This window comes from Bradyrhizobium sp. NAS96.2, assembly GCF_001908235.1.
In the GTDB taxonomy this organism is placed as follows: domain Bacteria; phylum Pseudomonadota; class Alphaproteobacteria; order Rhizobiales; family Xanthobacteraceae; genus Bradyrhizobium.
On sequence record NZ_LGHK01000013.1, the window covers coordinates 21,779 to 35,032 of the forward strand.

8 protein-coding genes are annotated in these 13,254 nt (G+C 64.7%); 7 read left to right on the top strand and 1 reads right to left on the bottom strand.

Going from position 1 to position 13,254, the window contains the following annotated elements; translation table 11 throughout:
- Positions 1 to 302 precede the first annotated feature (302 nt).
- The 5 genes from AC628_RS02590 to qhpG all read left to right on the top strand — a co-directional run bounded on the left by AC628_RS02590 (position 303) and on the right by qhpG (position 8,005).
- Positions 303 to 1,739, top strand: coding sequence for an FAD-binding oxidoreductase (locus tag AC628_RS02590; RefSeq protein ID WP_074125203.1), 1,437 nt, complete (start codon positions 303 to 305; stop codon positions 1,737 to 1,739).
- A gap of 108 nt (positions 1,740 to 1,847) precedes the next feature.
- Positions 1,848 to 3,515, top strand: a complete 1,668-nt coding sequence (locus tag AC628_RS02595) for a hypothetical protein (protein ID WP_074125204.1) — start codon at positions 1,848 to 1,850, stop codon at positions 3,513 to 3,515.
- Positions 3,512 to 5,248: a ferritin-like domain-containing protein gene (locus AC628_RS02600; RefSeq protein ID WP_074125230.1), complete on the top strand. Its 1,737-nt coding sequence runs from the start codon at positions 3,512 to 3,514 to the stop codon at positions 5,246 to 5,248. The genes AC628_RS02595 and AC628_RS02600 overlap by 4 nt, the downstream gene beginning before the upstream one ends.
- 223 nt (positions 5,249 to 5,471) lie before the next feature.
- Positions 5,472 to 6,560: a radical SAM/SPASM domain-containing protein gene (locus AC628_RS02605; RefSeq protein ID WP_210190149.1), complete on the top strand. Its 1,089-nt coding sequence runs from the start codon at positions 5,472 to 5,474 to the stop codon at positions 6,558 to 6,560.
- A 17-nt stretch (positions 6,561 to 6,577) separates the two neighbouring features.
- A complete protein-coding gene (gene qhpG, locus AC628_RS02610; RefSeq protein WP_283806532.1) occupies positions 6,578 to 8,005 on the top strand; it encodes a flavin-dependent monooxygenase QhpG in 1,428 nt (475 codons plus the stop codon).
- Here qhpG and AC628_RS02615 read toward each other — a convergent pair.
- Positions 7,938 to 11,039, bottom strand: a complete 3,102-nt coding sequence (locus AC628_RS02615) for an adenylate/guanylate cyclase domain-containing protein (RefSeq protein WP_168193293.1) — start codon at positions 11,037 to 11,039, stop codon at positions 7,938 to 7,940. The genes qhpG and AC628_RS02615 overlap by 68 nt on opposite strands.
- 677 nt (positions 11,040 to 11,716) lie before the next feature.
- Between AC628_RS02615 and AC628_RS02620 the strand changes: the two genes are divergently transcribed.
- Together AC628_RS02620 and AC628_RS02625 are read left to right on the top strand one after the other, a co-directional pair.
- Positions 11,717 to 12,184 (top strand): metallophosphoesterase family protein, encoded by a 468-nt coding sequence (locus tag AC628_RS02620; RefSeq protein ID WP_074125207.1) that lies wholly within the window; start codon positions 11,717 to 11,719, stop codon positions 12,182 to 12,184.
- A 141-nt stretch (positions 12,185 to 12,325) separates the two neighbouring features.
- Positions 12,326 to 13,114, top strand: a complete 789-nt coding sequence (locus tag AC628_RS02625) for a hypothetical protein (RefSeq protein ID WP_074125231.1) — start codon at positions 12,326 to 12,328, stop codon at positions 13,112 to 13,114.
- Positions 13,115 to 13,254: the final 140 nt, after the last annotated feature.

Genomic DNA, 13,254 nt, shown 5'->3' on the forward strand with positions numbered 1-13,254 from the left:
TTGGTCCTGCCGCAATCGAGCCTGCCGATCATTGGGCGCGCGAAGGCATTGAAATTCGCAAAATGGACAGTCGCGACGTAGCTGCATCGCAGACCGGCGAAAATGATTTGGACAATGTGAGCTGGTTCACACTGTTCCGGCCGACTTGGGGATGATGTAGGTAAATTGGCAGGTACGGGGGCAGGGTGGTCATGAAATCGCTGGGGCGCAGAGAGAGAGAGAAGGCGCTTCGTGTCCAGGGTTGGGCGGGCGGAATCTCTCTAGACCCCCGATTTACAAAGGACGACCTTGCCGCCCTGACCATGAAGGTCCAGGGCGACATTGTCCTGCCGACCGACGCCGGCTACCAGCAGGACCGTCAGCTCGCCAACAATGCCTTCCAGAGCTTCCCGCAACTCATCGTCTATTGCGAGGTCTTTTCCGACATTCGCCAGTGCCTTGCCTTTGCGCAGCGCTGCGGTCTGACCGTCGCGGTGCGTTCGGGCGGCCACAGCACCGCCGGCCTATCGGTCAACGACGACATGGTGATCGACCTCAGCCGGCTGCGCTACGTCATTGTCGATCCCAAGGCACACACGGCCGTGGTCGGCGCCGGAACCAATATGGGGCATCTCAACGCCGCGCTCGACATCTATCATCTGCACGTTCCCGGCGGCAGCTGCCACGATGTTTGCGTGGCCGGTTTCATGCAGGGCGGCGGCTTCGGCTACACCTCGCGCTGCTTCGGCCTGAACTGCGACAACGTGGTTGCGATCCGCGTCATGCTGGCCGACGGGCGCATCGTCGTCGCCGACGACAAGGTCAACCGCGACCTGTTCTGGGCGGTACGTGGCGGCACCGGCGGCAATTTCGGCATCCTGCTCGAAATCACCTACCGGCTGCACGAGGTGAAGAGCGTCTGGGCCTTCCGCCTGCAATGGCCGCTGCGCGCAGGTTCGGACGATACCGTCCGCGCGGCGCGGCTGCTGTCGATCATCCAGAGCGAGTTCACCCGCAAGGCGCCCAAGGAACTCGGCTACATGACCTTCCTCGGCTGGCAGGGCGACATGCCGTATCTGATCATCCGCGGCATGTATGTCGGCCCCGCCGAACGTGGCAAGGCGCTGCTGCAGCCGCTGCTCGATGTGCCTGGTGCCGAATGGATTAACGACCGCAGCGGCTCCTATGCCGAGATGATGCATTACCTTGTCAGCACGACGCCCGACCTGCCGCAGGTCCCGGATCTCGCGCGCGAGGACAAGCAGAGCGGATATGTGGCACGGCCGCTCGGGCCGGATGACTGGCAGGAGGTGATCGAGCAGTTCCTGGAGACGCCGAATAATTCGAGCATGCTGGCGATGGAGCACTATGGCGGCGCGATCTCGGAGCGTCACGAGCACGATATGGCGTTCGTGCACCGCCGCGTCGACATGGACGTCTATCTCGATGTGTTCTGGATGAATGAGCCGGAACGTGTCGATGCCGTTACGTTCCTCGATCGCTTTATGCGTTTCATGGAGCGCTTCTGTAACGGCCAATCCTATCAGAACTATCCGCGGCTGGCGCAGACCGATTATCGGCGGCGCTATTGGGGCGACGTCTTCGATGACCTGCTGGCGGTCAAGCGCAAATACGATCCGGGAACATTCTTCCGCAGCGCCCAAGGCATTTCCGCCGATCCGTCCCTGTCCGCGACCGATCCTGTCAGCACTTTGACCGGCCTTCTTGACGGCATCGAGTCGGAGGCAGACCCGGTCTGAGTGGGTGTCGCGGCGTCGCAGACGTCCAACGGGGGGCGCGCGTCAGCGAGAGGTATGCTTATAGCGGGCATTTTGATCGATTGAGGGGGGGCGAAATCCGTGGACAGTATGCTCGAACTTTTCTTCCTGCCGCCGATGGCGATCGGCCGGCTCGGCAGCAGCGACGCACCGCTCGCGAGTTTTTCCTGGGCCGAAGCCAATACCCGCCACGATGCCAACGAGACGATCATCACGCCCGCGTTGTCGCTGCGCGTCGAGCCGGACGACTCGGTCGCGCCGTATCTGCCCGACGAGATCGATTTCAAGGACGAGCTTGGCCGGATCAGGCCGGTCGCGCCGTTTTTCGAATTGTGGGCCAAGATGCAGTCGCGCGAGGGCGGAACTGTCGATGTCCCGGTTACGCTCGACCTGCTGAAGCACCTCGGCGCCACTCCGCATAACGTCTCCTATGAGATCACGCTCGCCAACCACAAGGCCGCCCGCCGGGCCGCCGATTCCGCCTGCGCCTTCTCGGCGCGTGTCATGGTCGCGGGCGACAATCACCGCCGGCAGGAACTGCTGGCGTTCAGCCCGCATACCGCGGGGCAGGAGCCTCTGGTGCGGCCGGAGCGCCCGATCCCACTTGGTACCTTTCAGGTGATACGGCCGGTCCCAAACAAGGATGAGGGCAGGGGCGTCGACCGCAGCATCCTGCGCGTGCGCTTTACGCCCCCCGCGGGCCTCGTCTACGGTCCGCCCACGGCCGTCAACGGACCTGCGCCGCAGGTGATGCCGGGCGTTTACGAGGCCGCCGGAATCCAGTTCGGCCGCGTCCATGAGATCGTCCCGCCGGAGCGGCGCATCCTCAATCCGGCCACCATGTGGTCGAGGTACATCATGATGAACGGCCACTTCGAGGATCCGCAACCGCAGGATGGCTATGATGGTGCCGCCGTCGGCAATTTCCAGTCCTGGGGCTGCGTCGACGACACAAGCGACGGATTGATCGTCGCGACTCTTGCCGTGCACGGCCGGCGCTTCCGCGCCGCCGCGCGGGTGTTCAGCTCGCCGCCAGATTTTGCGCCCGATCGCCGGCCGTTTTTCAGCATCGGCGACGACATCGCCGATCGCGAGCTGCCGCCTCTGCCTACCGTCGACGCCGAGACCTTCAAGGTCAGCAAGGAGGAGATCGTCGATCTCTTCCATCGCGCGTTCGAGACGGCGAGTCTGTTCAACCTCGATGCGATCCGCACCCGCGCGCTGCAGGAGAATCGAGTTCGTCTCGGCAAGCATGTCGGGCCGCCCGGTCGCGACGAGCCGCGCGCCGGCGGGGAGAGCATGACGGCGGAGGACACACCATACGTCGATCGTCTCCCCACACTCGCACCCCAGGCGCCGTCGCGGTTCAGCGGGGCCGGCTCTGAATTGCCGCTGCCCTACACGGCCGTGATCACGCACGTGCATGCGGCGCTGAAGGATGAAGCGGTGCTGATCGACTTCCTGCGCCGCCGCGCTGACGCGGTCGAGCGCGTGATCCGGCCGCCGTTCGGCCGGCTGCACGAAATTCCTGTCGAGCCCAACGCGGAGGCCGATCCGCATTTCCGCGACCCTCGTGTCTTCCGCGATCAGCTGCATGACATGCGGATGCCGCCCTATATGCGCGACGCCAACCTGCAGCCGCTCTCGCTGTCGTGGCGACAGTATCATTTGCTGATCGGCGTCATCGCCTATCTGCGGTCGACGGCCCCGCCGGAATGCAGCCAAACAAGCGCGATCAACTCGGGAGCAAGGCGATGAGTGGAGACAAGATATTTCCGCGCAATCTCACCGCGCGAGCGGCCCTGGCGGCCAGTAAGGTGATCGGCAATCCGGTCACAACCATGATGGAGTCCGGTGTCGCCAACTGTTTTCCCGGACTCGAGTTCGACGTGCGTATTCTGGACTGTCGGTTTTTCCCCGGGCTTGTGTTCCAGTTCATTGTGCCGCCGAAATACCCGGCGCCCGATGCCATTCCGAACCAGCATGGCGCGCGGCTGCTCTATACCGACTATCTGCTCGATCCGATGCTGCCGGAAACGAGCCGCGAGCCGTGGGTGCAGAACCTGCTCGACCAGTATGGCGGACCGCTCGCCACGACCTTCATGTCGGGCCGCTGGTATCTCGACTGGATCGAGCAGAACGGCAGACGCCTGCCGATGCGCGATACCCAGGGCAACTATCTCGACGGCTACACGGTCTGGCGGCTGGTGCGCGGGCTCGAGGCAGGTCGTGTCGAGATCGGAATCGAGCGGCGCGATCCGCCGGCGCCCGGGCCGGCGCAGGTCGTCGTGCTGAGCGGCTACCGCCGGCAATATGTCAACGCCGCTGGCCTGTTCGACGAGGCGTTCCGGCCCGGCGAGTTCACCCAGTCGATGTGCAATCCATGGACTCACGATTTTCGCGATTGCGCCTGCCACTACTGGGCCTCCAACCATCCCGACGTGGTCACCGGCGGTCCCTTGATGAGCGACAATCCCTCGGATGCCCGCGATCCGGCCGCTGCGCAGCGCCTCGACTGGCTGCGCCGTCGCGACGGATCGTCGGAAGTCTCGGCTTCCGCAACGATTGCCGAAAATCGCGTGTACCAGATCGATCATTACGAGATCAATCAGAGTTGGGAGAAGTTGCCATTCGTTCTGGAGGGACATGAAATCGACCGCCCGTATCGGCCGCCGCTTCCGAAATGGGGCGAGCCTCATCAGGATGCGGCCTGGCTGATCAGGGAACTGGAGAACGAACTCGCGGGAATGGAGATGGCGCTTGTCATCGAATATCTCTACGCCCTGTTCTCGCTGCGGCATCCGGACGAGGCCACCGATCCGGCCTGGCCGTCGCTGGCCGACGATTTGCGCGCGGTCCGTCAATCCATCCTGATGGTCGCGGTCGGCGAGATGACGCATCTGCGCTGGGTCAACCAGATGCTGTGGCTGCTCGATCGCGACGGCATCAATCCGGGCTGGCACTACACCCCGGTCGTGAGCTGGTCGAACCGGATCCGGATCGCCGACCGGGCGACAAGGCTGGCCCCGCTTACGCCGGATGTGCTCAAGGACTTCGTTCAGCTCGAACGTCCGAGCGGCTATCTGACCGGCGTCTACGAGAAATGCGTTGCTACGCTCAAGGACGAAAAATATCCGCGCGCGGTCTTCGAGATCGCGTTGCGCATCGACGGCGAAGGCGGCGAGCACTACAGGAATTTCTGCAACGTGCAGCGCATCCTGAGCAAATATCCGCGGGACGCGCACGGCGAATACCCTTACCTGCGTTCCGTGACGCCTCAGAGCACGCCGGAAACGCGCGGCGCGCTCGCCGAGTTCGACGCCATCCGCCGGTACCTTGCCAGCGCTTACAACGCGGAAGCGCGTGGCGACATGCCGAGCGCCGACAAGGGCATCACCGACGCCCGTGCGGCGATGGTGCGGCTGCAGGCGAGCGCCGAGCAACTCGCGCAGCAAGGCCTCGGAATCCCGTTCCTCGATCCGAGGAGCTGACGCCGTGTCTGCCTCGGTTCAGCGCTTCGAGACCGCCTCGGGTGCCCATCTGCTGGTCGTGGACGGCAGCCGCATTTACGACCTGCCGCCCGGGCTCGACGCGGAGCTCAGGAGCGCGATGATCGCCGGCGACACGGCGATCGACGCATTGCTTGCGCGCTACGGACTGGGCGGTCTCGAGCATATCGACGATTCACCGATCAGCGATCCGCCGATGCGCTCCTTGTCGCTGGCGGTGACGCAGACCTGCAACCTCGCGTGCGGCTATTGCTATGCGCAAGGCGGCAGCTTCGGCGCACCGTCGAAACGCATGGAATGGCCGGTCGCGCGCGATGCCGTGTTGCAGCTGCTCGATCAGGCCGCGCCGGGCGACAGGGTCAACATCGCCTTCCTCGGCGGCGAGCCGCTGATCAACCGGCCGCTGATCGCGCGGACCACTCGGTTTGCCGCTACGGAGGCTGAGCGGCGCGGTGTCGGCGTCGGCTTCTCGATCACCACCAACGGCACGCTGCTTGGCATCGAGGATCGTGACCTGTTCGACGAGCATGCGTTTTCGGTGACGGTCAGCCTTGACGGGATCGGCGAAGCGCATGACCGCCAGCGGCCGTTCCGCGATGGCCGCGGCAGTTTTGAGCGTATCCTCGCGCGGATCACACCGCTTCTGGAGAAGCCAGGCCGGATGCAGATGTCGGCACGCGTCACGGTGACACCGCTCAATCTCGAGCTGCGCCGCACCCTGGACGAGTTGATCGGATTGGGATTCGGCATGGTTGGCTTCTCGCCCATGCTGAGCTCGCCTTCGTCGAAGCTGGAAATGCAGCGGGGCGATCTCAAAACCTTGCTTGATGAATTGGTTGACTGTGGGAGGCAGTGCGAGAGCCGGATTTCCGCCGGCGGGCATTATCCGTTCGCCAATCTCATCGACGCGCTGCGCGAGCTGCATCGCGGGACTCACCGGCCCTATCCGTGCGGTGCCGGCGCGGGCTATATGGGTGTTTCGGCCGAAGGCGGTTTGTTCGCCTGTCATCGCTTTGTCGAGGATGACGCAGGCCGCATGGGCACGATCACCGACGGAGTCGACCACGGCCGGCGGAATGCCTGGCTCGCCGACCGCCACGTGCACCGGCAGGATCCTTGTCGCTTCTGCTGGGCCAGGTATCTCTGCGGCGGCGGATGTCACCACGAGGTGATCTATCGTGGCCGCCCAGCTTGCGACCTGATCCGTGGATGGCTCACCTTCTGCCTGCAGGCCTATGTCCGCATCTCTGACCGCCGACCGGACTTCTTCGCACAGATGGGAAGCGCACGCTGAATCGCCTGAGCACAGACATTGCCGTCATTGGCGGCGGACCGGCCGGCGCGATCTCTGCGCGGCAGCTCCGCCGGATGGGCTTTCATACCTGTCTGATTGAAGCCCGCGGACCGCTGCGTCCGGTCGTCGGCGAAGCGTTGCCGGTGACGACGCTGCGTCTTCTGCACCAGCTTGGCTTCGGCTCCGCTGTAGCCGAGCGGGACGCGCTGCGCTGCGACGAGATCGTGCAGAGATGGGGTGATGGCGACGCGACGGCACGGTCGACCAGCGTGGTCATGGTCGACCGCGGCCGGTTCGATCCGGCGCTCGTCGACATTGCGGCTGAGACAGGCGTCGATGTCATGTGTCCGGCGCGGTTGCGTCGGCGAGACGAAACACCCGAGGGCTGGGATCTCGAGGTCGAAACCGGTGCGGGCATTGTGCGGGTCGCGGCCCGATTCCTCGTCGACGCACGAGGGCGCCGCGCGGCCGGCAGTCGGCCGCTTGGTGCCACGACGGTCGCGCTGTGCGCGCGTTGGCGCGGCGTCGCGTTAGCGGAGCAGCCTCAAATGCGCATCGAAGCGGCCGACGACGCCTGGCTCTGGGGCGCGCCGCTCGCCGACGGCTCGTTGGTCGTCCAGGTTTTCCAGCGGACGGCCGATTGCACTGGCTTGAGTCCCGCGTCGCGCGAGGCGCGCTACCGCGCGATCTTGCGCGGCGCGAAGCTGTTTTCGGGATGCGATGCGGGAGTCTTGGTCGATCCGGTTCGCGCGCGCGATGCGAGTTGCCGGGTGGGGATCGAGCCCGTGACGCGAAACATGATCAGGATCGGAGATCGGTGTTTGGCAATGGATCCGTTGTCGTCGCAGGGCGTGCAGAGCGCGGTTCGCTCGGCCCTGCAGGGCAGTGTGGTGGCCAATACGATCTTGTCCGGCGGCGATCGCGAGGCCGCCGTCGAATTCTATCGCCATGCGACGCACGCGATTGCAACGCGGCATCGCGAGACATCGGCCGCTTTCTACGCCGAGACGGGGAGCGGGGCTTCGCCGTTCTGGCACGAGCGAGTCGGCGCGCGCCGGACATCGGCCGGCATTGAGCCCGGCCGCCGAACCTTGCCGTCGCGCGTGCGGCTATCCCCCGACGCGCATCTGGTCGATCATCCCGCGATCGAGGGGGACGTCGTGCGGCGGCGCTCGGCGCTGATCCATCCCCGGTTGGGTGAACCCACCGCCTTCGCGGAAGGCATCGCCCTGTCCGGCGCGATCACGTCGATCGAGCATGTGTATCGCGTCCCAGACATTCTGGCGCGGTGGGGTTCGATGATGCCCGAGGCGACCGCACGTGCGCTGCTCAACTGGCTAGTCCGTCACGATGTACTGATTGACGACGACAGCTCATCTACCGGTCCAGTGATGCCAACAGTTCGTCCGCCATCCGCAAGTCGGGCGTCGTGGCGCCCTGATTGAACGCCGCGCGGACGGCAGCGACGATGTCACGCGCCTCCGCTTTGCGTCCGGTTGCCGCTAGCAGATCGGCAAGGCTGACAGCGGCGCGCAGCTCCCAGCCGCGCGCGCTCTGCTGGCGAGCCTCGGCGAGCGCGGCGCGGAGCAGCGCTTCGGCCTCTGCCACGTTGCTGTCGCGCAGCAGCGTGGCCTGAAAGCGCAACAGCTCCGGCGCGAGCAGCCGTTCACCCGTCGATAGGGCGACCTCTCTCGCCTTGACGATCGTCTCGATCGCTTCGGCGAGGTTGCCGCACATGGCCAGCGCCTCGGCCGTCATCAGCAGATAGAGTGGATAATAATTGGTGCCGTGGCGGGTCTGCAGCACGGCCTGCATAGTGTCCAGCACCTCGGGGTCCCTGTCCCCGTGCACCGTCCGGCAGAAGGCCAGGTGGAATTGCGCCATCTGGGTCGGAAGTCCGAACGAATTCCGGATGCCGACGTCGTAGGTCTGCTTCGCGATCTTGGCCACAGCATCCCAGTCGCGCGCGAACGCGCTGCGAATAATCCGGAACATCTCGGTCTGCGCCAAGCTGTAGCGGTGATTGAGGCGCGTGCCGTGTGCGATGCCCCAACCTTCCTGCGCAATCGCTGCATCGGGCAGACCCAGTACCCACAGGGTCATGGCGAGGAAGCTCGAAATCGTTTGCCCGTGGTCTGTCCCATAAACGAAGGCCAGCGGGCCGTCCGTCTCGGCGTCGTACAAGCTCATGGCGCGTTCGAGATGGACGCGGGCCTTGATTGGTTCGCCGGTGTGCAACGCGAGCATTCCGACCGCGCGATGGCCGAGCACCAGGGAAAACCGGTCACCGCTCGTTTCGGCCATCGCGAGCAACTCGCGGGCGATCTCACCGGTGGCCTCGTTGCGGGCGCCGACCAGATGATACCCGAACAACCCGGCGAGGGCCTGGATCAGCGCCTGCCTGTCGCCGGTGCGCCGGCTCAACTCGCGGGCGCGCTCGAACGATTGTCCCGCGCCTTCGCCGTGGGGTCCCTGGATCGCCCGCATCACGGCGCCATGCTTGAGCACGATCGGCAGTTCGAGGGCATCCCGCGCCGCATCCTCGGGTAGGCCTTCGATCAGATGCAACGCGCGGCCCAGATGTGCGCTGGCCTCCGTGGAGGCCGAACGCTCGATGGCGCGATCGGCCGCACGCTCCCAGTGGCTGATCGCTATCCGCGCCCTGCCGGCCCGGTCCCAATGCTGGGCCAGGACTTCGGGCTGGTTGTCGTGGATGTCGGGAAACAGTCGCTCAAGCGCATCGGCGATCCGCTCGTGAATCTCTCGACGGCGCGACCACAACAGCGTCTCATAGGCCGCATCCTGCAACAGCGCGTGCCGGAACACGAAGATGCGATCGGCCTGCTCGGTGCGCATGTGCAGCAGGTCGGCTCTGACCAATTGGTCGAGTCTGTCGCGCACTTCCTCCTGCGAGGGCTGCCCCAGCACGGCGTGGAGCAGGGTCAACGAGAATTCCCGGCCGATGGCGGCCCCGACCTGGGCGATTTCCTTGGCTCCGGGCAGGCGGTCCAATCGCGCGACCAGGGAATCCTGCAGTGTTACCGGGATGGTCGCCGATGTCGTGCGCTCGTCGAAGCCGGCCTCCGACGCCGTCTTGGTCAGTTCCTCGATGAACAGCGGAATGCCGTCGCCGCGGGCAACGATTCGGTGCAGTAATTCCGCCGGCATCTGCTGATGAGCCACCAGATGCTGGGCGATCGCCAGCGAGTCCTCTTGGCGCAGTCGCCCGAGATTGATCCGGATGGTGTGAGGGCCGTCCCCTCGTGGCGGTTCGAACTCCGGGCGCTGGGTCAGGATTAGCATCAGCGGCAGGCCTGCGGCTTGCTCGATCAGCTGGTCGAGCAGTTCGCGGGTGGTCGGGTCGAACCAATGCAGGTCCTCGCAGGCCAGCACCACGGGGCCTCGTGCGCAGTGCTGCGCGATCCAGTCGGCCTTCGCAGCGAAGGTGGCGCGCTTGCGCTGTTGGGGATCGGGATCAAGCCGCGGGTCGGCGTCGGCAGGCGGCAGCGACAGAGTGGCCGCGATTGCCGCTGCCGACATGGCCGGCAATGCAGGACCACTTGCCAGCAGCGCGCCGAGCTTCTCGCGCTTGACTGTCGCATCATCGTCCGGCTTGAAGCCCGCCGCGGCCTGGAAATATTGGATCACCGGCCACAACGGGCTGTTTTGCAGATACGGCGAGCCATGCCAGCGGATGCGGATAGCGGTCGCGCTCGCGATCCTTTCGTTGAATTCCTGCAAGAGCCGCGATTTCCCGATGCCGGCCTCGCCCGATAGCACCACCACCTGGCCCTGATGCGCCTCGGTCCGGCGCCACGCGTGCTCGAGCGCCGCGAGTTCGGGAACATGATTGACATAGGGCGTGAGCCCGGCAGCACGGCGCAGGTCGAACCGGTCGAGATGTTCGCGCCGGCCGATCACCCGCCAGGTATTGACGGCGCGCGGAAAGCCCGCGAGCTCGATCGGGTCGAGCGCCGTGCACTCGAACGAATTGCCCACCAGCAGATGGGTCGCCTCTGAGATGATCACCTGATTGGGGCGGGCGACGCTCTGCAGCCGCGCCGCGAGATTAGCGGTTTCACCGGTGACGTCGTGCGATTGGCGGCCGATCTGCCCGACGACGACCTGGCCGCTCGCGATCCCGACGCGAACCTGAAGCGGCTTCCCCCTCGACGCCAGCTTTCCCACGGCCTCGACGACCTCCAGCGCCGCATGGACGGCTCGCTCCGGGTCGTCCTCATGGGCCCGTGGATAGCCGAAATAGGCCAGTACGCCATCGCCGAGATAGCGCGCTACGAAGCCCTCAAAGCTCTGGATCGCGTCGGTGCAGACGCGTTGATACTGGCCGATCAGATCCGCCAGTTCCTCGGGATCGAGCTGGGTGGACAAGGCGGTCGAGCCGACCAAATCGCAAAATACCACTGAAAGGTGCCGCCGCTCGGCGCCACCGAACGACACCCCCGAAGACGCGTCCTGCATCCCGATGCTTCTTTCCATATAAGGAATATAGCGGAACAAAACCTACCCGAAAGCGACTCGACAGGTGTGTCCTACCGAGGCGCGCCGTTCTGAGCGTGTCATGGAAGCCGCCGTCGATCCCGACGCGGACAGTTGAGCCCGCGTCCGGGAGGCCAAGCGTGCATTCTTCAATCCCCTGAATCGGTCGAGTGATAATTATTCAGTAATTTCAATTATATAAACGTTCGTTGTGTTGTTCCGAGTGGCGCACCGTTCGGAATCGGATCACGAATTTTGAATGTTAGTATGTCTTAAGAGATCTTAGCTTACCGGCATCGAGGCGGTTCTTCGGAAAAATCCAAAGACGGCAAGCACGGGCGGCCTCTCACTGGAGCGATGTGATCCCCTGAAGATGGGACGATCTTGAGAATGAACTCGCAAGGGCCGGGCATTCGCGTGCGCCTAAGAGCTAATCGTGCTCGCCACGAGCAGCGCTCTTCGCTAGGAAAGGCCTCTGCTAATTGCGTACAAGCAGAGCGGCAGCTGTTGGCGCGAAGCGGACCAGAGATCACGGCGGGGCTTATTGATGCAGGATCGGGAAGGTGGCGACACGACCGAGATTGATTACTGCGTATTCACCAGACAGAGGTTGTTCGTAAATACTCAAACGGCCGTTCTAACGATCGGGACCACGCGCCGTGCTTAGAATCGGAGTCATCTCGGATACACACGGGATACTGCGTCCCGAAGCCGAGCAACGGCTGGCCGGGGTGGCCCATATCATCCATGCCGGTGACATCGGCCGCCCTGAAATCATCGACAGACTCCGCCGGATTGCGCCTGTTATCGCAATAAGGGGGAACGTCGATAACGGGCCGTGGGCGGAAAATTATCCTGATACAGAGACGGTCAGGCTTGGCGACCACTCGATCTATATCCTTCATGACATCCACGACCTGCAACTCGACCCGGCGGCGTGTGGGATCAACGTGGTTATTTCTGGCCATTCGCATCGTCCGCTGATTGAGACAACGGGTGGGGTGCTCTATCTCAATCCTGGAAGTGCTGGGCCACGCCGTTTCAACCTGCCTATCACGCTGGCGACGTTGGATTTGACCGCGAGCGGTCCCCGGGGTCTGCTTCATCATTTGATCGGTAGTGGATAAGTGCAGTCAGGCGCGCCGTCGGCACTCGGATCCCAGTTCCGCGCCAGAATGAATCCACCGCGTTGCCGGATTTGAGCCGCATTGCGACCCAGGTCGCGGCCAAAGGTCGTGCCGGGGCGGGGCGCAACACCGGGGGTTTTCATGTCCGGTCATTTGCGATTTTGCTTCGCCGCTTTTCTTCTCGCGGGTCTCTCGACGTCGCCGGCATCTTCGAATCCCTTCGACGACCTGTTCAATGCGTCTCCCGGGCAGGCCACTGCGCCCGCTCCCGCCGCAGAGGACTGCTTGCCGCAACCCGGCAGGTCTACGGCGGAGGGCCAGCACTGGGTCTATCGTTTCGACGGCCACCGGAAATGCTGGTTCCAGGCTGCTGAGGGGATCGCGACGGCGAAGAGGCCGGTTCATCGTCACGCCGCGAAGGATCGTGTAGCCACTCGCGAGGCGACCGCGCTGCGCAAGCGGAAGGCGGTCGTGGATGCACGTGCGGAGGTGCTGCGCTCCGCGCCGGCGGAAACGCCCCACCCGACGCCGCCCGCGCCCGAGCTCAAAGTGGCTGATGCCGCTCCCGTCTCCGCTATGGCGGCCGCGGCGCTCGTGCCGCCGGCACCCATCGTCGCCAAGCCCGCGAGCGATCAGCTCACGCCCGACCATCCTACGCCGCGCCAGGTCGACGTGGAGACGCTTCTGGCGGCCGCGCCGGCCGCCAGCGACGCGGTTACCGCCTCCGTGCCTCCCGCGACCCCGGTCGCCGTTCCCTTCGCCGAGGCGGGCGACGGCGGGAGAGGGTGGACGGCAACCTGGCTCGGCGTGCTTCTGATTGTGCTGGGGCTCGTCTCCCTCTTAAGCTCGAGCCGGACCGTTCGGGGGGCAGTGCTGGTTGGGCGATTTCTCGATGCGAGGACGGATTTGGCGGCCATGGCGGACGACTGATTCCGCAACCGCCGCCATGACGCCCGTTCTGACGGCGATTTCATCCTCAACAAGGCGTGGGCCCGACAGGCGAAGGTCCTGCGGGAAGTAGCCTCGTGGTGGCAGGATCGCTATCGTGATCTGGCATGTCCTGACCTCAA

Coding starts and splice junctions, on each gene's coding strand:
- AC628_RS02625 (WP_074125231.1), top strand. CDS start 12,326: ATGTCCGGTCATTTGCGATTTTGCTTCGCCGCTTTTCTTCTCGCGGGT.
- AC628_RS02600 (WP_074125230.1), top strand. CDS start 3,512: ATGAGTGGAGACAAGATATTTCCGCGCAATCTCACCGCGCGAGCGGCC.
- AC628_RS02595 (WP_074125204.1), top strand. CDS start 1,848: ATGCTCGAACTTTTCTTCCTGCCGCCGATGGCGATCGGCCGGCTCGGC.
- AC628_RS02615 (WP_168193293.1), bottom strand. CDS start 11,039: ATGCAGGACGCGTCTTCGGGGGTGTCGTTCGGTGGCGCCGAGCGGCGG.
- AC628_RS02590 (WP_074125203.1), top strand. CDS start 303: ATGAAGGTCCAGGGCGACATTGTCCTGCCGACCGACGCCGGCTACCAG.